Source organism: Peribacillus psychrosaccharolyticus ATCC 23296 (assembly GCF_000305495.1).
In the GTDB taxonomy this organism is placed as follows: domain Bacteria; phylum Bacillota; class Bacilli; order Bacillales; family DSM-1321; genus Peribacillus; species Peribacillus psychrosaccharolyticus.
This window is the reverse complement of sequence record NZ_AJTN02000205.1, coordinates 13662-34354: the sequence shown is the minus strand read 5'-3', so window position 1 is coordinate 34354 and position 20693 is coordinate 13662. Positions and strand designations below refer to the sequence as shown.

The window sequence follows — 20693 nt, the reverse complement described above, 5'->3', positions numbered from 1 at the left end:
CAAACTTTTTTGGGATATTTTGATAGATTTATTCTGTCTGCGATTCCTACATACGAAGTGGAAAAATTGTTAAGGAGATAGTTTTTACTAAATTATGGTATTATTTTCACATAAGCTAATTCATCTATAGAACAGGTAATGGAAAAAGGGGGAAATATATATGTATCAATATTTTAATGGATTAGTAATTAGGGAAGGCACTGAGGGAGTACCCGCTGACTATGTTGAAGCTCTCTTTGAGGATGCTGGCTGGGCAAGAAATACTCCTTCCTGGCAGAAAGAAAAGTTTTCTTTACTATTCAATAACTCTACTTGGGCATTTACTGTTTGGGATAATGACAAAATGATAGGAATGGTAAGGGTTATCTCAGACAAAATAATGGCTGCTAATATAATGGATTTGGTTGTTTTATCAGATTATCGTGGAAAAGGAATAGGTAAAAAACTTGTAGAGGTATGTCTTCAAAAGCTTCCGCACGGTGATTGGTTTGCTCACACTTCGGCTAATAATTTCAAATTCTACGAGACTTGCGGATTCGAAGTGAAAGATTTATCGGAAAATGGAACTTGTGCATATTACGGTTACATTCAAGCACGTAAAGATGGACATAGATGAGGCTCGTATGGAAATGTGGGGGATTTTGATAGATTAGGTGCTGGAAAATGTGGTATTCCCGTCTGCGATTGGCATAATCCCGTCTGGGCCTACATTTCAAACCTACAATACCCCCTACCGTATCTATCCATTTACAATGACTCGCTTTTTTAGACGTACGGAGATCTAAGGTGGGATATACCAAAAAACTAGTCCTGACACGCAGGATGGAATAGGATCTGAATAGGATCTATTCAAATAAAATAGGGACGAATCCGGCTGCGGATTCGTCCCTATCTCTTATTTCCGAAGTATATAGTCCCTTGGTAGTTGTGTATTTATTAATATATCCATTTCTCGTAATCGTGCAGTAGTATAAGAGGTCCCTTCTAATAAAACGGTATCTAAATAGGCAGGATGTGTCATGATCTCCAGGCTTTTTCCATCCATTTTTGAAGAGTTGAGATTGTCAAAATAATCGGCTACTACCCCTTCTCCGTAAAAATCATCCATGAAGATATCTGATACTGTTTCAATGTCTTCAAAGTGAGCTGCAGCCTTCCGAACAGGTAAGTGATAGTAGTCCGAGAGCTTTTTCACGATTGGATATAATGCTTTTATTCCATGAACGTGATGATGACTATCCAAATGTGTCGGTACAAGTCCAGTTGCTAGCAGCAAATCAATTTGCGCCGACCATTCTCTTTCTAATTCGTGAAGAGAGATCTCTGTTGGGTTCTCTATGAGTATCGATTGTTTTTTAAAGAATCCGTCCTCATCAACCATGCTTGGTACATCAGATAATAGTGGTTTCCCCCATGTCAGAACCAGGTGAATGCCAACCTTAAGTGTAGGCGTATTTTTAGCTAGTTCAATAGCATGCTGGGTCGCTGCGGCATTCATCATAATGGTCGTTGAATTGACGATTCCATATTTATGACAGTCTATGATTCCATGGTTAACACCACGGCTGAAGCCGAAATCATCAGCATTAACAAGTAGGTCAATCATGATAGACTCTCCTCTTTTTTATCAAAAAACTGTGGTAAAAATGACTTATGTGCCTCAAGCATTTCGTCCAAAATCAGTTTTGCAACACGGTCACTTGGGACCAACGGGTTAATCGTCATCGCAAGCAGAGCATTATCGTAATCTCCTGAGATTGCCGCGTCAATTGCTACTCGTTCAAATGATTTAATTTGTTGAATTAACCCACGGACAGCAATCGGCAGCTTGCCAACGTTGATTGGCTTCGGCCCATCCTTAGTAATGACACAACTCACTTCAACAGCAGAGCCATAGGGTATTCCTTCGATTGCTCCATGGTTAATGGTATTGACTGCTTGGATATCACGTTTATCGGTATAGATTGAGTAAATTAATCTTACTGCCGCTTCACTGTAATAAGCTCCCCCGCGCTCCTCAAGCTGCGGAGGCTTCGTTGCCAATTCCTCATTCTGATAAAGCTCAAATAATCCTTCTTCTAATCTTTGTACAACTTCGGCACGTGTTTCTCCTTTTTCGGCGTCTTTCAGCTCTTGAGCTAACACATCCCCTGTTTTGTAGTAATAATTATGATAAGGACAAGGAAATAAATTGAGCGCACGAAGGAATTCCGGCTCCCATCCCATCGCGTGAATATTTTTCATCGTAATCGCTTTTTCTGGATCTGTAATCCTTTCAATCACTTGATCCTTTACACTTACACCATCCACGAATACATCCAAACCGTAGACCATATGATTTAATCCAGCAAAGTCGATGCGGACTCTAGATGGATCAACCTTCATTAAGTCAGCGACACCGCGTTCCATTCCAATCGGTACATTGCATAAACCGATTACTTTAATGCTGGTGTGACGAAGCACAGCTTCTGTCACCATCCCAGCAGGATTGGTAAAGTTAATCAGCCATGCATCTGGACAAACTTTCTCCATTTCACGGGCAATCTCCAATATAACTGGAATCGTTCTGAATGCCTTGAACAGTCCACCAGGTCCATTCGTCTCTTGGCCGATAACCCCATGTTTTAAAGGGATTTTCTCATCTAGTGCCCGTGCTGCCAACTGCCCAACTCTTAATTGAGTCGTGACATAGTCAGCTCCTTCGAGCGCTTTCTTACGGTCGAGCGTTAGGTGAATTTCAATAGGTAAGCCGGCTTTTTCTATCATTCTTCTTGCTAGGTTTCCGACAATTTCAAGCTTCTGCTTACCAGCTTCAATATCAACAAGCCAAATTTCACGTACTGGAAGTTCACTATAGTAATTAATAAAACCTTCTATTAGTTCAGGTGTGTAGCTGGATCCTCCGCCTATTGTAACAATCTTTAAGCCTCTGCTCATTCTATTGTCCTCACTTTCCACTGATCTCTTGTCGTAAATCTATCATTTCACTTGCCAGATCTTTCACCGTCATGGCTGTCATTAAGTGATCCTGAGCATGAACAAGGATAATGGGAATATCAAACTTGTCCCCGCCTGCTTCTGCCTGAATGAGCTGTGTTTGAAATTTATGGGCCTTCAGTAATTCTGATTCTGATTCAGTAATTTTCAATCTTGCAGCAGCAAAATCCTTTTCCTTTGCCTCCTGCAAGGCTTCCATTGCCAGACTTCTGGCATTTCCACTATACAAAATCAGTTGAAAGGATAGCTGGTATAACTCTTCTTTTTCCATTGTCCTCACTACTTTCTAGAGGCTTAACGTGTCTGTATCCTTTGTAAGCTCTGGTTTATTTTTTGAATCGATTCTCACCTGTGCATAAACGAATGGTAAATAGATTAGGGTAGAAATGATCAAATTAATTCCGGCTAATATAGCACCCGATGCATGCCCTCCTGTTGCTAAATACCCGCCAATAATCGGCGGCGTAACCCAAGGAATTTTAGCAACGATAGGAAAAACAATTCCAGAACTTACCGCTAAATAAGAAATAACCGTTGTAATCACAGGTCCTAACACAAAGGGAATGAACCAAATTGGATTAAGGACGATCGGCAGACCAAAAAGAATGGGTTCATTAATCTGAAATATTCCTGGTGCTCCGCCAAGTGCAATCATTTGTTTATACCGTTTTCGTCCAGCAATAATCATCGCAATAATCAGACCTAGTGTAGCGCCTGATCCCCCTAGATAAACGAAAGCATCAAGGAATGATCCAGCAAGGACACCATATTCACTCATGTCTGTTACACCTTTAGCGTACAAATCAATATTGGTTACGCCTGAGCTTTCAAATAACGGTGTTGTTATTCCGCCAAGAATATTTGGACCATGAAGGCCGATCATCCATAACAAGTGAACTAGGAAGACTAGTAAAATCGCAAATGGAAGGGAATCCACAGCACTTTGTAATGGTGAAACAATGACTTTACCGAGCCAGTCATTTAATATCTGTCCGTCCGTCACTTTGCGGAAAAGCAGACCGAAAACTCCGGCAATGAAAATCGTTGCCATTCCCGGAATAAGCTTAGCAAATGAACGGGCTACTGCTGGAGGTACACCATCAGGCAGTCGGATGACTAAGAACTTAACTCTTGCAAGTCTCACAAATATCTCGGTTGCAACAAGTGCAACAATGATTCCCGTAAATAGAGCCGTTGCATTAAAGTAATTCACACTTACGAAGCCCCAGGCACCGCCTGAAACCGTCTCTTCATTGACAGTTAGCGTTACGTTGCCGACTTGCGGTAAAAGCAAGAAGAAACAGGCTGCAGCGACGAGCATCGCTTCAAATCCGTCATCATCGTATGATCTTGCTAGTTTATATGAAATACCAAATACAGCGAAGACCGTCATAAAGGCAAACGTTCCAAACCATATATCACCGCCAAGTGTTGTCCATGCCGGTCCGAAAATATATTCCATCATCCTGCCATAGGGCTTGATTACCTGGCCTAGATTATTAAATAAAACAGCGAAGGAACCTACCATTGTAATCGCTATCATTCCAATCAATGCATCACGAATTGCTAGTAGATGACGGTTATTGCCTACCTTCACAGCAATGGGCATAATAAATCTTTCGATAAAAGTCATCATATCCTTATTCTCCTTTAATCAGCGTAATGGCTTGTTTTAGCACTTCTTCACCATTGCATAGACCATAAAACATGGGATTGATTGTTGCTACAGGTATGCCCTTTTCTTTTCCTGACTTCTCTAATTTCGATAATAAATATCGGACCTGTGGGCCTAATAAAATTACGTTTGCTTTCTCCATTTCTTTATTGACTTCTGAAGAACCAACAGCCCAAATCGTACAATCGATTCCTTGTTCCTGTGCACTTTTTTCCATTTTAGTTACTAACAAACTAGTAGACATCCCTGCTGAACAACATAATAAGATATTCATCTTTACTTCCCCCTTCTAACTGTTTTAATTTTCAAAATTTTAACCAGAAAACTTTTTCTTGCTTTTGTTATCTACATTGTAATTACAAATACCTAAAATATCAATACATATATTTATTTGTTATAACAAATTTTGATTATAAGTTGATTATTTTTTCTAACCAAGATAATCTATAAGTAACGTAAGTTTAGGAGGAAAATACTTTGGAGACCGTGAATAAAGATGGTGCTTTACACTCCATTATTAAGGATTCTATTATTGATTTAATTAAAAATGGCGACTACCAACCCAATACCAAATTACCGACTGAAGCAGAATTTTGCGAAACGTATAAAGTCAGTAGAACCACTGTTCGAACGGCTTTGCAGCAATTAACTGTGGAAGGGTATATTTATCGTGTCCAAGGGAGAGGGACCTTTGTTTCAGAAAATAAAGTAAGACAATTCCTAACCAGCACGGTAGAACAATTTTCCGAACAAATTACGATGCAAGGGAAAAACCCCTCCATTAAAGTGCTTAGCTTGAATGTTATCGAAGCGAACTCATTTCTTGCCAACCTCTTAGGACAAAACATCGGAGATCCCGTTAATAAGCTCGAACGAATTCGTTACGTCAATGAGATACCGCTACAATATGAAATCGCCTACCTTCCTTGGTATAAAACACCTGGTCTAAATATTGAAGCCTGTGAAAAATCGTTATTCAAGGTGCTTGAATCACAATTCAATCTGAAAGTAAAACATACGGTTGAACATTTAGAGCTCACCCTTGCTGATGAGGTAATTTCAGAGAAACTAGACATTCCTGCTGGTTCCCCATGTTTCTTATTAGAGACACACACCTATACGGAGGATGGATTGGAGATTGAATATTCCAAGACTATATTTAGAGGTGATCGTGCTCACTTTGTCATTGAGCGAAATTATTAAATACTCTCTCTTTTTCTTGAAAATAAGATAAAATGCAGTTTTTTATTCTTCAAAGTCTATTAACAATCTATCCACCTTTTGTTTGCCATTCCTATTAAAACCTGTTATAGTAAAGAAGAATTATTTTTGTTCAGTACTAGTATTCTAAAAGTTAAAGCTTTTTGTATCATTGGTTACTTTGAGCAAGAATAGTTAAAACATGTGTGGTAACACACTAGGAGGCAACAAAAATGGAACAAGGTAAAGTAAAATGGTTTAACGCAGAAAAAGGATTCGGCTTCATCGAACGCGAAAACGGAGACGATGTATTCGTACATTTCTCAGCTATCCAAAGCGAAGGCTTCAAGTCTTTAGACGAAGGTCAAGAAGTAACGTTTGAAGTTGAACAAGGTCAACGTGGACCCCAAGCAACTAACGTTCAAAAAGCTTAATTAAACCTTTTAATCCCAGACAGATCCTGTTATACAGGATCTGTCTTTTTGTATACATAAAAAAAACCCTGTTCATAAATGAACAAGGTGACCTGGTACAAGTAAAGTAAAAACGCGGTAAAAGGTTCCCTTTAGTATAGCATACCTTTTCACCCCAAAACCAACTTCCCTGCTATTTCTTTTTTATGTCGTGCTAACTCCGTTCTGCTGCTCAAGCTCAGAAAGTAAAACACCTTGTTTTGAAAGCTTAAAAACATGATCTGTCTGGAATCCACTCTTACCTTCTATTTGTTTTGTAAGGAAGGAAAAAGAAAACACTTTTTTGAAATCACGTCTCACCGTGAAATATACGGTTTCTTCATCAGGGATGTAAATGATCGAAAGCTGGGTAGGGAAATCTCCTTGATATTGAGCAGTCTGTTGAAGAACCTTAAATCCTGATTCCAGACTAAAGGAATCTTCATTTTTACTGATTTCTTCATAGGCTCTTTTATAACGTTCACTCCCTGTCCCTTTTACATTTTTATAGTCTGCATCGAGTAAAGTTGAAAAAGTGAAGTTGGTCAAGACAGCTACTTTCTTTGTTCGCTCAATAAGAGGTCTGCCAGGTTCAACAATAAAAGTTTTCTTTTTTCCCGTAATCATACTATGCACACTATAATTAGGAACATTCACGATTTTAGTTTCATCTAAATACTTCTGAAGATTGGATAGTTCAACCTTTTCGGCTAAAACGTCGGAAAATAGTTTCATCATATGAACACAGTTTTTTCCCCTTCGATAGATCCCTGCTTCGTTAGGTGCTACGCTTAATAAATTCATAAAGATGCCACTCTTAGTACAACCAAAAGCAGGCAGAAAACGACCTTCATTCTTTTGAAAAATGATGAACTGTTCATCAATTAATGCCAATTTAATCGGTCTTTGCGAAATATCAAAATTCATCCCTATTATTGTTTGATCAGCGTGAATAACAAAACTAGTACACAATAAGAAGCGCTCCCTTCGCTTGAATGAATTCAATATATCTCAGCAAAAAACTCACTCATATATTTAGCATACTTATAGCGATTTTATGTAGGAAAACACCTTTACTCCACAGTAAATGGTTAAGATTAGTAAACCTATTGAAGCTATTGGTATCAAGGTATTAAACAGCATTGCGATCTCTCCAATCTTTGTTGTGATACTTCCATAATTATACCATTTTTACCCTGTTTATAGGAATCAAATTGATAACTACTCTATATACTTTGCTTACTATTTGATATACAATTAAAAAACCAATATTTAACATTTTAACTCTGAAAGGAGCAGTTTTATATGAACATTAAAAGTGGGTTAGTTATTATCACGTTACTCTCTGCGTTCTTCTTTTGTTCCTTCATCGTTGCCGCTTCACTTTCCCCTCTCGCGGACCTAGGTTCTGCAGCAAATACATTTAACTCTTTCGGGATGTGGGCAGCCATTGGTTCCATCCTCGCTTTTTACATCCCGCCTTTAACCTTATATATATTTGGAGTAGATTCAATGAGATTTGTTATGTCTGTCTTCTGCGGATTTGGATTGTTCATTCACACTGCACTGTTTGTCTTTATCATAGCAATAGGTTCGATTGAAGGAATTATTTCTGATTTACGGGGTGTCTTGGGGATCTGTGCTGCTATGTTTATCACCAATGTAGTCTGGTTTTTTGTAGCTTTCCGATCCTCCAAGCTGGATGTTCAAAAGTCAGGTATAGTAGCACATTCATTCACCGGCGAACATAACTAACCCAGAGAGTGGTTAGTTATGTTCGGATTTGTTTGACAGCAAAATAGTGATCTTCATTATCAGCAAAGTTAAATACTTTGCCAAATGGCATCGTAACCAATTCCCCTACTTTAACCTGTTTATCTTGATAGTCTTTATGCAAATGGTCAATATCTTCTGTGCAAAACATTAATGAAGGGGTAGCTAAATTTAACTCTGGCTGCATCTTTGCAATGATTTTTTTATTGTGTAAGATAAGGCTCGTTTCTGATCCGACCGCTGGTACAAGTTCAATCCATCTTAACCCTTCGCCATTATCTTCGTCAGAGACTACGATAAAGCCTAACTTTTCTGTCCAAAAATTCTTGCTTTCTTCTTGGTTATCCACATATAACATAATTTCAGCAATCTTTTTAATCATGTACTTCCCTCCCATTCTCTTTCTTCCTAAAGTATCATTAACATACATATTTTGTAAATATTAATTTTAGGAAAAACGATGGACCATAAGAGCAAGAATGAGGACGAGTTCGTTTCAATTTTCTTGATAAAATAAGATAAAAAAGGATGGGATATATGGAACTGCTTTCGTTTGAAGAAATGTGGGACAAAATTATAGCTTGTGATAAAAAATACGATGGTTTGTTTTTTACTGCAGTGAAGACAACAAAAATTTACTGCAGACCTTCCTGCCGGTCACGGAAACCAAAAAAATAAATGTTGAATTCTACACAGATATCGAAGAAGTAGAGAAAGCGGGTTATCGTGCTTGTAAACGATGCCAGCCTGAAGTCGAACACTCGCCTCATATCGAACTAGTGAGAAGGGTCAGTGCTTTTTTAATTACCCATTCAAAACAAGATGTACGTTTAGAGGATGTTGCGAAACATGTGGGAGTAAGCTCTTATTATCTCGAACGGCTTTTTAAACAGGAAACGAAAGAAACTCCGCGTACTTTCTTAGAAAAAATTAGGATTGATCAGGCTGCACACCTTTTGAAAACATCAAAGCTGTCCAATCTTGAGATTTGCTATGAATCAGGCTTCCAAAGTCCATCTAATTTTTATCGAGTATTCCGTAATGTGAAAAACTGTTCGCCCAGCGAATATCGAATGGTTATAAGCGGGTCTCTTGATGAGATGGACTAATCACGAACAATCAGTTGAGATATTTCCTCCTAAAGAATTTAATTTTACGGAATGCCTTCGTTTTTTAAATCGATCTGAGCAAGAGATCCTTCACAAAATACAAGATTGCGTTTTATCTAAACTGCTTAACGTGAACGGTGAACTAATTTTAGTAGAAATCAGCTGTTCTCTTGTTTCAATTATCGTAAATCTGCCCCACTCAAATCAACCATTACTTGTTCGTAAAAGGATCGTGGCGTATATCTGGGAATGGTTTGACTTGGATCAGAACTTAGCAGACTTTTATATCCTGGCTGCTCAAGATAAGGTGTTACAAAACCTTGCCTGTAGTTACAGTGGTTTACGAATTATCTGTATTCCAGACTTATTTGAAGCGCTAGTTTGGGCCATTCTTGGACAGCAAATCCACTTAGCCTATGCCTACACGTTAAAGAAACATTTAGTTGAAGAATTTGGCGAATGTCTTACCATTGAAGGAAGTACTTATTGGCACTTTCCTTCCTATCAAAAAATAGCTGGTCTAGATGTGGACAGTCTACGAAAGTATACTCATACAAGCAAAAAAGCTGACTATATCATTGGCATTGCCAAAGCGATGATGGAAGGAGAATTAACGAAGGAAACCTTACTTATGAAACAAAACTGCCGTGACTTCTTACTAACATACAAAGGGATTGGCCCATGGACGGCAGAATATGTTATGATGAAATGTCTTCATTTTCCTTCCGCCTTTCCCATTTCTGATGTGGGTCTTCACCAAGCATTAAAGAAGCAATTAGGTCTTGAACGGAAGCCGACAATAGACGAAACCAAAGAGTTGGCTGTTAATTGGGAAGGCTGGCAGGCATATGCCGCCTTTTATCTCTGGAGGTCATTATATGAATAAACTACATACACTTCATTTTGCTTCTCCAATTGGGAATATAGAAATTATTGGGACGGACGAAGCAATCTGTTCTATTATGTTCACTGAGCACGTCACAGACCCAGACACAAATGGTGAAATCCCCAATGTCTTAGCCGATTGTTACCAGCAGATTACTGAGTATTTTACTGGAGAACGTCAAGAATTTACATTTCCTTACGTTCAGGAAGGCACTCCCTTCCGTAAAATTGTCTGGGATGCTTTAACAAAAATACCTTATGGGGAAACAGGTTCTTATAAAGACCTTGCTGCTTCTATTGAGAATCCAAAAGCCATTCGAGCAGTTGGAAGTGCAAATAGCAAAAATAAATTAAGTATTGTCATCCCCTGCCATCGTGTTATTGGCAGTACGGGGAAATTAACCGGCTATGCTGGAGGCTTATGGAGAAAAGAATGGCTGCTTCAGCATGAACAGTCCTTTAAAAAAGAAGCTGACTAGAAAAAGAGCGGTCGAATTCAACGACCGCTCTTGCCTTCATATTAACGGGAAGCTTTAGGTGCTGAGCACTCTGAACAACTTCTCTGATTGCTGCCTTTGAATTTGGTCCAAGACTTTTCAAATTTATTCCCACATGAACACTCAAACTGTAGTTTTTGCGAGTATCCAAGATATTCAGTGGAAAGTAATTTACTTTTTGAATTCTTTGAGACATAGTCACGAATATTATCAATCGTCCACTTTTTATTCATATTAATACACCTCCGATAATGCGCAGGCGAAATATCGAATAACTCCTTTTAAGAAAAGAACTTATCTACCTGAACACCCTATTATAGCATTATTATCTGTATTGGTCAGTGTCTCATTCATGCTTATTCTTTAAATTTTTCCCCAATAAAAAAGGCCAATAAAAATTGGCCATATACTAGTTTATAATAGTGCTTGGAAAGCGTTTCTTACAACGTCTCCACGACTTATTATTCCTGCCAATACCCCGTCACGTTCAACAGGTAATTTTTTAATATGTTTATTTCCTAGTATGGAAGCAATATTTTCTGCACTTTCATCATATTGAACTGTTACTACCTTTTTCTGAGCAATTTCCATTACATTTAACTTCATCATTCTTTTTACTCGTTCTTCAAATTCTTCGTCATCGCCTCTTATTATATCTACAAAAAAGAATGAACTGACTATGATATCTTTGTGTTTTCCGATGAAACGCATAATATCTCCATCGCTGATGTAGGCGACGATTTCATTTTTTTGATTAATAACGGGAAGACCACTAATCCCATTTTCTAAGAATTTTTCAATAACTGAACGAACAGTTTCATTTTCCTGGACAGTTAATACATTACTTTTCATAATTTCATGAGCTTTCATGAAAGTTCCCCCTACCATTTGTAGTACTTTTATTTAAGTTATATAAGGTAGTTCCTATTTATATTATACTCCTTATTCCTTGATATGGTATCAATAACATTAAAAAAGATAGATTTACGATCTAACTGCCCTAGGGCATTGATTTTCCTCTTTACTAAAGATATATCATAATTTTAATATATTATCCCGCCTGAATTTCTTTTATACTTTTCCCCTCTAAATAAGCATGGCCGTTTTTCAGATTCGCTACAGTTTGAAAACCATATTTTTGATAAATTTTTTCAATGGTTTCATTGATTGGAAAAACCCAAAATCGCGTAATCTCCCGCTTTATTATTTCATTTTGGATAAACTGAATAATCGCACCTATAAGACCTTTCCCCCGATAAGCTTCGAGCGTCGCTGCACTTTCAAGGCGAGCTTGGTCACCATCAACAAAGATACAGGCAGTTGAGCAAGCTTTTCCCTCATAACGAAGCAGATAATGAGTAAATGCCGGGTGATTAAATTGTTCTCGAAATACCTTTTTAATTGTATCCATCCCGCCAAATTCCGTAATACTCCCTTCAATCTCCAAGGCTTCATGAAAGTTTTCTTCCGTTACCTTCTCAATTGTAACGCTACTGTTCTTCTCGGTCTCGATAATTTTATGATTCCAAAGCTGAACGGGACTATTGAACTCTTCATAACGATAATGAGCAGCTTTCGCATCTGAAATAAAAGCTTGAAGTTGCTCCACATTATAGAGATAGAATCTAGGAATGATTCCTTTATCTTGATAAAATCGAGAAACTTCATCAATCACCGACTTTGGATGATCACATATTTGTTGAATATGAGCGTGATTCGCATCATAATAATTCGGTTGGTTTTCATTATAAAAAAGCATTCCCCACGACGTGTCTATTTTTGTAGTAAAGGTAGAGAGATATGCACAATCCATTTTAAAAATATCGTCTAAGCTAGCCATTGAATTCCTCTTTTCTATTTTCTTATGAGTATTTCTGTAACTATTTTCTGTGTTGTTCGTAATACGAAGCAGGAGGTGAAAAATGAAAAAAGCGGTAATCATTTTTATTAGTGGATTTGTCCTATTTTTGTCAGGTATCGTCATATCTATCTTCTATACCACTATTGGTATTATCTTAGGAATCATCGGCGGCCGCACACTTCTTCCCTGTTAACCATCAAAAAAGAGACAGGTAAACTCCCCCCGCCTCCCTTTATTCCTTATAACCTAGCTTACTAGAGATTAGGCTGCCAATTTCGATGATTCGTGTTTTTAATATATTCAGGCGCTCCTTTGTCATTCGCTCCGTTGTTCCTGAAATACTTACGCTTGCGTAGACATTTCCTGAATGATCAAAGATAGGTGCGGCAATACATGTGATTCCGTGTTCATTCTCTTCTAAATCTAGGGCATACCCTTGCTCTCTAACGGCATCCAGCTCTTTCAAAAACTCATCTAAATCGGTAATCGTATCATTTGTGTGCCGCGGCATCCCTTTTCTCTCCAAAATGTCGATTGCTTCCGCTTTTGATAGATTGGCAAGAATCGCTTTTCCGACAGATGTACAATGCATCGGAGCACGTTTTCCTACTCTCGAATGCATCCGCAGCAGCTCATTGCCTTCGAGTTTTTCAATATAGACTACTTCACCTTGATCAAATACAACGAGATGAATGACTTCATTTGTTTCATTTTCAAGCAGCTGCAAGTATGGTTTTGCCTCAGTTCTGAGATCAATCGATTCCAATAGTTTTGAACTAATGGTTAAAAAGGCATAACCAAGCTTATAGCGCCCGGTTTCGATATCTTGTTCGATATAGCCATACTGGACTAATGTTGAAAGAATTCGGTACACAGAGCTTTTATTAATATCCATCTGATTGGCAATTTCCGTAACCCCGAGACCGCCTTTTTTCAAGCTAATCATGGCGATAATATCGAGCGCTCTGCTTACCGATTTCACCATATTTTCCCGTTCCATTTCTCTCACCTCATGTCCAAACTTACTTAGCTGTTACTAATCTATTCTGCAGCGTCCCAATTTCATTGATCACACATTCAATGGTATCGTTTTCTTGAATCAACTCAGCACCCAACGGACTGCCTGTCAAAATGACATCACCCGGCTGAAGGGTCATAACCGTTGATAAATAGGCTATCATTTTTTTAATGGGATAATCATCCACTCTGTTGGACTATTTTGTTTTTCCACCCCGTTTACTTTTGCTTCAACGCGTACAACAGCCGGGTCTAGTTCGGTTTCAATCACTGGACCAAGCGGTGTAAAGCTGTCAAATGACTTCCCTATCGTCCAGTGACCATCACGATGGAAGTATTGCGGGGCGGTCACATCATTGCCAATGGTATAGCCAAATACATAATCTAACGCATCAATTTCCTCAATGTTTTTTGCGGTTTTCCCTATTACAACCGCTAGTTCAGACTCGAATTTCACTTCATGAATACCCTTTGGGATGACAATTTCTTCCCCTGTTCCAATAACTGACGAGACTGGTTTAAAGAAAAACACCGGTAATTCCGGTAGTTCCTCCGGTAAATCAGCTGAATTACCTACATAATTCGCACCAATTCCAATAATTTGATTGGGATGGATGGGTGCTAGCAGCTGGACTTCCTTTATCGAATACGTATCACCGGTATACGTCCAATGTTCAAATAGATTCCCTTGTATTTCGTTAATGCCTTCATTCTCTAAAACTCCCGTATGCTCCGTATTGTTCACGCGAAAACGAACAAACTTCATGAAAATCCCTTCTTTCGCAAGAGTATGTATCAAGGGCATCCCAGACAACGGAATGCCCTTTGATCTATTTATATGGTAATACCAAACTTCTCTTTTGCTTCAATTCTTCGTTTATGCAAAATGGGTTCTGTATAGCCATTTGGTTGGTAAAATCCTTTGAAGACAAGATCGCATGCAGCTTGGAAAGCAACTGACTCCTCATAATTATCAGCCATATTGCGGTACATGGAATCACCAGCATTTTGTTCATCAACGACCTTTGCCATCCGCTTCATTGTCTCTATTACTTGTTCTTCCGTACAAATGCCATGGTGCAGCCAGTTGGCCATATGCTGACTTGAAATCCTTAGGGTGGCTCTGTCTTCCATCAAACCAATGTCATGATAATCTGGTACTTTAGAGCAGCCAATGCCTTGTTCAACCCAACGTACCACATATCCTAAAATTCCTTGTGCATTATTATCCAGTTCTTCTTGAATTTCTTCCTTGCTCCAGTTGGGTTTACCTGCAAGCGGGATTTCAAGAATCTCATCACGGCGGTCAGTTAGTTGTGACAACAGATTATTCTGAACTTTAGAAACATCAACCTGATGATAGTGAATCGCATGAAGTGTGGCTCCAGTCGGTGACGGTACCCATGCTGTGTTTGCTCCTGCTTTCAAATGGGCAATTTTCTGTTCCAACATATCGGCCATTAAATCGGGCATTGCCCACATACCCTTACCAATTTGAGCAACTCCTTGGAAGCCAGTTTCAAGACCGGTATTTACATTGGATGCTTCATAGGCTTTCAACCATGTAGCCGATTTCATACTTCCTTTACGAATCATTGGTCCAGCAGTCATAGAAGTATGAATTTCATCGCCTGTCCGGTCAAGGAATCCTGTATTGATAAAGACGATCCGTTCTTTGACTTTTTCAATGCAGGCTTTTAAGTTTAGTGATGTTCTTCGTTCTTCATCCATTAAGCCAATTTTAATCGTATGTCGTTCCAAACCAAGCAAGTCTTCGATTCGGTCAAACAGCAGATTGGCGAATGCCGCTTCATCAGATCCGTGCATTTTTGGCTTCACAATATAAATTGAACCCTTTTTCGTATTTTGATAAGTTCCTGTGCCAAGTAATGTATGTTTTGCAATTAAACTCGTCATTACTCCATCTAGTATTCCTTCATGAATCTCATTGCCTTCACGATCGAGAACCGCATTGATTGTCATAAGATGGCCGACATTTCTAACGAACATCATTGTGCGTCCTGACAGACTCATTTCTTCTCCTGTTGCTGAGGTATAGATTCGGTCTGGGTTCATTGTCCGTGTTGTGTTCTTATTCCCCTTCTTAAACGTTGCTGATAGTTCTCCTTTCATAAGCCCAAGCCAATTTTTATATACGAGCACCTTATCTTCGGCATCCACTGCTGTAACAGAATCTTCGCAGTCCATGATCGTTGTCACTGCCGCTTCAAGAAGTAGGTCTTTCACACCTGCTTTATCTGTTTTCCCAATGGTATGGGCACTATCAATCTGAATCTCAATATGCAGCCCATTATGTTTGATAAGAATCGCAGTCGGCTCTTCTGCTTCACCGTTGTATCCAATAAATTGATCATCATTTTCTAAGTAAGCGTTTTCTCCGTTTTCCAACGTAACGACAAGCTGAGCATCTACCACTGTATACGATACGACTTCACTGTGTGACGCTCCAATAATTGGGGCAGCTTCATCAAGCAGCTTTCTGCCATACTCAATGACTTTCTGTCCTCTGATTGGGTTATACCCGCCTTCTTTACTTGCTCCATCTTCCTCGCTGATCGCATCTGACCCGTAAAGAGCATCATATAAACTTCCCCAGCGTGCATTGGCTGCATTAATTGCATACCGAGCATTATTAATTGGAACAACGAGCTGCGGACCGGCTTGAAAGCGAATTTCATCATCGACATGTTTAGTGCAGATTTTAAAATCTTCCGCCTCATTTTCTAAATAGCCGATTTCTTTTAAAAAGGCCTTATAGTTGGCTGCATCTTGAACATCATGTTTACGGTGCCATTCATTTATTCTGTTTTGCAGTTCATCACGGTGTTGAAGTAACGCCTTATTTTTCGGTGTCAATTCTTCGACCAAACCACTGAATCCGTTCCAGAATACTTCTCGCTCTACCCCAGAGTTTGGTAAGACTTCCTGATTAATAAACTCATATAATTCATTGGCAACCTGAAGTCTACTAGCCCTTACATAGTTCGTCATTTTGCATCCTCCTTTGTGTTTCTTATTACCAAACAGCGTTTCAATTAAATTCTATTTTTATTTTATCTCATTTTTCAAAATAATTCAAAATATTTTTCTTTTTATAAAATGGCTGCTTTCTTTTCCATTTTAATCTCGACGCATTTACCCGGTGAGGGAAATAGCTTGCCTGCGTTTAGTAAATTCACTGGATTAAATACACTGCGGATAGTCGTTTGTGCTGCAATTTCTTCTTCATTAAAAACAAACCGCATTTCTTCACGTTTTTCAATTCCTACTCCGTGCTCTCCAGTAATCGTTCCGCCCACCTCTGCACAGGCCTGAAGACAGGCACTTCCGGCTTCTAAGGCTTTCTCGGTCTCTCCAGGGATTTTTGCATCGAAGAGAATTAGCGGATGCAGATTCCCATCACCTGCATGAAAAATATTAGCAATCCGGAGTCCTGAGTGTTCACTAATTTGATTGATCCTCTCGAGAACCTCTGGAAGCTTGCTGCGAGGGATGACACCATCTTGTACGAGATAATCTGGAGAGATGGCTCCCATAGCACCAAAGCCCGTTTTACGGTTCGCCCACCATCTGCTTCGTTCCTGTTCATCCTGAGCCACTTTGACATCTCGAACATTAAACTGCCTGCATACGGAGAGAATTTGATTAATTTGTTCTTCAATTCCTGCCGAAATTCCATCGACTTCAATTAATAAAACAGCAGCAATATTCTTCGGATGTCCGACAGGAAAAGCGGCTGCCTCTACTCCTTCAATTGCTGTTTTATCCATCATCTCAAGAGCTGCCGGGATAATGCCTGCCGATATAATCGCAGACACTGCCTGACTGCCATCAGTAACATCATCAAAATAAGCCAGAACTGTCTGTTTTGCTTCTGGGTTTTTCAATATTCTCACTGTGATTTTTGTGACGATACCAAGTGTACCTTCAGAGCCCGTAATGAGTCCTAATAAATCATACCCAGGTGCATCCGGTATACCGTTATCGCCTATTTCAATAATTTCCCCAGTCGGCACCACCACTTCAAGACCAAGAATATGATTTGTAGTAACTCCATATTTTAAGCAATGAGCACCGCCGGCATTTTCAGCGACATTGCCGCCAATCGTACAGCAGGATTGGCTTGACGGGTCTGGGGCGTAATAATACCCTTTATCCGAGATTGAGTTGGTAAGCTTCAGATTAACGAAACCAGGTTCAACTACAGCTCGTCTGTTTTCAAGATCTACACTAATCAAGTTTTTCATTTTGACAAGACTAATAATGACCTCTCCGTTTAGGGGAATCGCCCCGCCGCTTAAACCGGTTCCCGCACCCCTAGCTAAAAAAGGAAGCTCATTTTGACAGCAATAGCGGACCAATTCAGCTACTTCTTTTGTATTCTTTGGAAAGACTACCGCTTTTGGTAAATGCTTATGAATGGTGAAGCCATCACAATCGTAAGCAAGCAGGTCTTCTTTCTTATACAAAATGGAACGTGTATTAGCAACAATCGCAGCTAACTGGTGAATATGCTTGTCTTTACTCTGAATCTGCTTTCCTTTCATTGCTTAGCCTCCTGATCTTCTTTTTGATAGGCCCAGTCGAGTAATTGAACCGTATGAACGACTTTTTGATTTTTGCCGTATTTTTTTACGCCCATCGCCATTTGCAGCATACAGCCGGGATTCCCCATCGAGATCATCTCCACATCTTCAGGTACATTCGCCATTTTACTTTCTAGAACCTCACCTGCCATCTCTGGGTTGGTGATATTGTAGATTCCTGCACTACCGCAGCAACGATCCGCATTTGGCATATGAATCATTTCTACACCTGGAATATGTAGGAGAATATCCCGCGGCTGTTCCCTGACACCTTGACCATGCGCTAAATGACAGGCATCATGATACGTAATCTTTGTATTCAGCTCTGATTTGGGAATTTCATACCCGGTGTCATACAAGTATTTCGAAATATCTTCTACTTTTGCGGAAAAAGCCTCAGCGCGATCGTACCATTCTTGATCATCTTTAAACAATTCCTTGTATTCCTTCATCATGCAGCCACAGCCGGCAGAGTTGAGTATGATTTTCTCACTGGTTTCAAACGCGGCAATATTTTGCTTCGCAAGCTTTTTGCCCGTTTCACGATCTCCCGCGTGAACATGTAAGGCACCACAGCAGGTTTGTTTTTCTGGAATCGTTACATCATTTCCATTTCTCCGCAGTACATTAATGGTCGCTTCATTAATTTCACTAAACATGACATCCATGATGCAGCCAGTCATAAAGGCAACTTCAGCTTTGCTTTCTCCTTTTGCTTTAAGCACCTGATCCTTCTTATACTTCTTTCGAACCGGTTTATTTACTTTCGGCATAATGGCTTCCATCTCAACCAAATGCTTAGGCATGACCTTCATCATCCCTGTTTTACGAATGGTAGTCTGCAAACCGCTTTTTTGGTAAAATCGGATCAGACTTCCGACGGTATTCAAACGATTTTCATGAGGAAATAATCCCTGTAAAAACAATTTACTAACGTTTCCCTTCCAGCCTTTTAACGGCATAGCTTGACGAATCTGCCCGCGCGCCTCTTCAATCAACCCGCCAACATCAACATCCGCTGGACAGGCCGTCGTACAGGCGCGGCAATCGAGACAAGCAAAAACGGGATCTGAGAAAGACTCATTCAACGCGATTTTCCCTTCAGCCACGCTTTTGATTAAATGGACACGGCCCCTGGGGGAATGCTGCTCTTGTCCGGTAATTTCATAGGTTGGACATGATTCTAAACACATCCCGCAATGGACACAATCATCCCACTTCTTTTCATCCGGATGGTCTTTAGCAAAATAATTACTTAAACTAGTTTCAGCGCATGCTGGACTGGATTTCACTGCTGACTGAGTCATTAGATCCCTCCTACGTATCTTTTTTCATTAAGAATGTTATTCGGGTCAACTTTTGCTTTGATCTGTTTCAGCAAGAAAAAGTAAGAAGGGCTTTCATCCCAAATATTAATCTTCAATCGCTCCGAAAATGGCAGATGCTTAACAATCGCATACCCGCCTTTAGCTGAGGTAAGCTTTCTAATCTCTTGAATCGCTGAGAGAATCCGATCAGATTCACCATAAAGATAGACTTGACTAATCCCATGTCCAAGCCCTCCATGAGCAAGTAAATGTATTTGGCCGCTTTCTAACCTCTCAGTTACTTCAAGTAATTCAAGTACTTCCATATTTTTAAGTCCTACTTTTAGAGCTGCTGATTTGGTCTTATTTTCAGCGTTCAATCCAGGGTACAAGTCATAAAAAGCCTGCCAAAACAAGTTAGCATCTTCCTGCTGGAGGATAGTGAAAGTGCCCCCTTCAGGTTTCAAATTTTCCAGATAGGTAGTTTGATAGTGGACAGAACTCTCAACATCCTCGAATTGGATCGCTGCGGTGTACTCCCTGCGTCCGGTCAACTTTGCTGCAAGAGTTGGGCTAAGAAGTTCAAGGGTAATAGGCTCCATCAGCGAATCGAGCACGGTCACAACAAACTGTTTAATCACATCTAGATTACCTGCAGGGAAAGAAATCAAAACAAGGCTTTGATAGTTGGCTACCGGTCTTAATTTCAACGTAATTTCGGATATCACCGCGAGCGTTCCCATCGAGCCAATAAAGAGTTTGTTCATATCGTATCCTGCAACATTTTTAACAACCTTCCCCCCAGCCCGAATAAGACTGCCATCAGGATAAACAAGCCGCATACCAATCACGGCATCCCTCGCTGAACCGTACCCAAGCCGCTTCGGACCACTGTCATTTGCTGCAATTACCCCGCCGATACTTGTATGCTCATTGGCAAAAGGATCGAGAGAAATCATCTGGTTAAAGCCAGCAAGATAGTTTTGTACCTCCAAATATGATGTACCAGCCTTTAAAGTGATGGTCATATCACCAGGATTATGCTCGACAATCCCCTTATAGTCTTTTAGGGATAGACAAATATCTGCATGTTCCACCAGTCCGCCAAACCCCTTCTTTGTCCCGCCGCCTTCAATGATCACTTTTTTCCGTTTGAATGGGCAAAGGAAACAAGATCGGCAATTTCCTGCTCCATAGTCGGTCGTACTGTGACCTCCGCTCGATTTCCTAGGTCGTGGCTACCCTCTTCTACCGAAAACTTTTCTATTGGAAAAATAGCGCTTAACTTATCTTTGAAATCACTTATCATCATG

General features: G+C 39.7%; 21 protein-coding genes and 3 pseudogenes. 8 read left to right on the top strand and 16 right to left on the bottom strand.

Going from position 1 to position 20693, the window contains the following annotated elements:
- Window positions 1-160: 160 nt before the first annotated feature.
- Window positions 161-616 (top strand): GNAT family N-acetyltransferase, encoded by a 456-nt coding sequence (locus WYK_RS14030; RefSeq protein WP_040375102.1) that lies wholly within the window; start codon window positions 161-163, stop codon window positions 614-616.
- A 279-nt stretch (window positions 617-895) separates the two neighbouring features.
- Here WYK_RS14030 and chbG read toward each other — a convergent pair whose 3' ends face one another.
- Genes chbG through WYK_RS14005 form a run of 5 tightly spaced genes read right to left on the bottom strand, consistent with a single transcriptional unit; the run spans window position 896 to window position 4946 of the window.
- Window positions 896-1606: a chitin disaccharide deacetylase gene (gene chbG / locus WYK_RS14025; RefSeq protein ID WP_040375101.1), complete on the bottom strand. Its 711-nt coding sequence runs from the start codon at window positions 1604-1606 to the stop codon at window positions 896-898.
- A complete protein-coding gene (locus WYK_RS14020; RefSeq protein ID WP_040375100.1) occupies window positions 1603-2937 on the bottom strand; it encodes a 6-phospho-beta-glucosidase in 1335 nt (444 codons plus the stop codon). Before WYK_RS14020 ends, chbG begins: the two co-directional genes overlap by 4 nt.
- Window positions 2938-2947: 10 nt before the next feature.
- Entirely contained in the window at window positions 2948-3268 is a 321-nt protein-coding gene (locus WYK_RS14015) for a PTS lactose/cellobiose transporter subunit IIA (protein WP_040375099.1), read from the bottom strand.
- A gap of 15 nt (window positions 3269-3283) precedes the next feature.
- Complete coding sequence (locus WYK_RS14010; protein WP_040375098.1) at window positions 3284-4633, bottom strand: PTS sugar transporter subunit IIC; 1350 nt, start codon at window positions 4631-4633, stop codon at window positions 3284-3286.
- A 4-nt stretch (window positions 4634-4637) separates the two neighbouring features.
- On the bottom strand, window positions 4638-4946 hold the full coding sequence (locus WYK_RS14005) for a PTS sugar transporter subunit IIB (protein ID WP_040375097.1): 309 nt from the start codon (window positions 4944-4946) through the stop codon (window positions 4638-4640).
- A 212-nt stretch (window positions 4947-5158) separates the two neighbouring features.
- Here WYK_RS14005 and WYK_RS14000 point away from each other — a divergent pair, with 212 nt between their 5' ends.
- Window positions 5159-5875: a GntR family transcriptional regulator gene (locus tag WYK_RS14000; protein ID WP_235782518.1), complete on the top strand. Its 717-nt coding sequence runs from the start codon at window positions 5159-5161 to the stop codon at window positions 5873-5875.
- 230 nt (window positions 5876-6105) lie between these two features.
- A complete protein-coding gene (locus WYK_RS13995; RefSeq protein WP_029714163.1) occupies window positions 6106-6306 on the top strand; it encodes a cold-shock protein in 201 nt (66 codons plus the stop codon).
- A gap of 183 nt (window positions 6307-6489) precedes the next feature.
- Here the strand turns inward: WYK_RS13995 and WYK_RS13990 are convergent, their stop codons facing one another.
- Complete coding sequence (locus WYK_RS13990) at window positions 6490-7296, bottom strand: hypothetical protein (RefSeq protein WP_040375095.1); 807 nt, start codon at window positions 7294-7296, stop codon at window positions 6490-6492.
- Window positions 7297-7629: 333 nt separating this feature from the next.
- On the opposite strand from WYK_RS13990, the gene WYK_RS13985 reads away from it, so the two are divergent.
- Window positions 7630-8079 (top strand): DUF5391 family protein, encoded by a 450-nt coding sequence (locus WYK_RS13985; protein WP_051387515.1) that lies wholly within the window; start codon window positions 7630-7632, stop codon window positions 8077-8079.
- Between the two features lie 16 nt (window positions 8080-8095).
- Here WYK_RS13985 and WYK_RS13980 read toward each other — a convergent pair whose 3' ends face one another.
- Entirely contained in the window at window positions 8096-8479 is a 384-nt protein-coding gene (locus WYK_RS13980) for a VOC family protein (RefSeq protein ID WP_040375094.1), read from the bottom strand.
- 155 nt (window positions 8480-8634) lie between these two features.
- On the opposite strand from WYK_RS13980, the pseudogene WYK_RS13975 reads away from it, so the two are divergent.
- From WYK_RS13975 to WYK_RS13965, 3 genes and pseudogenes are all read left to right on the top strand, one after another.
- Window positions 8635-9206: pseudogene (locus WYK_RS13975) on the top strand (bifunctional transcriptional activator/DNA repair enzyme AdaA).
- Window positions 9193-10092 carry a DNA-3-methyladenine glycosylase family protein gene (locus tag WYK_RS13970; RefSeq protein ID WP_040375093.1) on the top strand — a complete coding sequence of 300 codons (900 nt, stop codon included), beginning with the start codon at window positions 9193-9195 and terminating at the stop codon, window positions 10090-10092. The pseudogene WYK_RS13975 and the gene WYK_RS13970 overlap by 14 nt, the downstream one beginning before the upstream one ends.
- Window positions 10085-10570, top strand: coding sequence for a methylated-DNA--[protein]-cysteine S-methyltransferase (locus tag WYK_RS13965; RefSeq protein ID WP_040375092.1), 486 nt, complete (start codon window positions 10085-10087; stop codon window positions 10568-10570). Before WYK_RS13970 ends, WYK_RS13965 begins: the two co-directional genes overlap by 8 nt.
- Window positions 10571-10611: 41 nt before the next feature.
- On the opposite strand, the gene WYK_RS13960 is transcribed toward WYK_RS13965, so the two are convergent.
- The 3 genes from WYK_RS13960 to WYK_RS13950 form a co-directional block, all read right to left on the bottom strand.
- The gene (locus WYK_RS13960; protein ID WP_081704890.1) at window positions 10612-10821 is read right to left on the bottom strand and encodes a hypothetical protein; all 210 of its coding nucleotides are present in this window, start codon (window positions 10819-10821) and stop codon (window positions 10612-10614) included.
- A gap of 181 nt (window positions 10822-11002) precedes the next feature.
- Window positions 11003-11458: a CBS domain-containing protein gene (locus tag WYK_RS13955; protein ID WP_040375090.1), complete on the bottom strand. Its 456-nt coding sequence runs from the start codon at window positions 11456-11458 to the stop codon at window positions 11003-11005.
- 181 nt (window positions 11459-11639) lie between these two features.
- Window positions 11640-12428, bottom strand: coding sequence for a GNAT family N-acetyltransferase (locus WYK_RS13950; RefSeq protein WP_040375089.1), 789 nt, complete (start codon window positions 12426-12428; stop codon window positions 11640-11642).
- An 82-nt stretch (window positions 12429-12510) separates the two neighbouring features.
- On the opposite strand from WYK_RS13950, the gene WYK_RS26035 reads away from it, so the two are divergent.
- A complete protein-coding gene (locus WYK_RS26035; RefSeq protein ID WP_268870060.1) occupies window positions 12511-12642 on the top strand; it encodes a hypothetical protein in 132 nt (43 codons plus the stop codon).
- A gap of 39 nt (window positions 12643-12681) precedes the next feature.
- Here the strand turns inward: WYK_RS26035 and WYK_RS13945 are convergent, their stop codons facing one another.
- The 6 genes and pseudogenes from WYK_RS13945 to WYK_RS13920 form a co-directional block, all read right to left on the bottom strand.
- The gene (locus WYK_RS13945; RefSeq protein ID WP_040375088.1) at window positions 12682-13449 is read right to left on the bottom strand and encodes an IclR family transcriptional regulator; all 768 of its coding nucleotides are present in this window, start codon (window positions 13447-13449) and stop codon (window positions 12682-12684) included.
- 22 nt (window positions 13450-13471) lie between these two features.
- Window positions 13472-14232 (bottom strand): annotated as a pseudogene (locus WYK_RS13940) (fumarylacetoacetate hydrolase family protein).
- A gap of 68 nt (window positions 14233-14300) precedes the next feature.
- Window positions 14301-16478, bottom strand: a complete 2178-nt coding sequence (locus WYK_RS13935) for a malate synthase G (RefSeq protein WP_040375087.1) — start codon at window positions 16476-16478, stop codon at window positions 14301-14303.
- A 101-nt stretch (window positions 16479-16579) separates the two neighbouring features.
- On the bottom strand, window positions 16580-18034 hold the full coding sequence (locus tag WYK_RS13930) for an FAD-binding oxidoreductase (RefSeq protein ID WP_040375086.1): 1455 nt from the start codon (window positions 18032-18034) through the stop codon (window positions 16580-16582).
- Window positions 18031-19380 (bottom strand): (Fe-S)-binding protein, encoded by a 1350-nt coding sequence (locus WYK_RS13925; RefSeq protein ID WP_040375085.1) that lies wholly within the window; start codon window positions 19378-19380, stop codon window positions 18031-18033. Before WYK_RS13925 ends, WYK_RS13930 begins: the two co-directional genes overlap by 4 nt.
- A pseudogene (locus WYK_RS13920) lies at window positions 19380-20692 on the bottom strand (FAD-binding oxidoreductase). Before WYK_RS13920 ends, WYK_RS13925 begins: the two are co-directional and overlap by 1 nt.
- Window position 20693 lies beyond the last annotated feature (1 nt).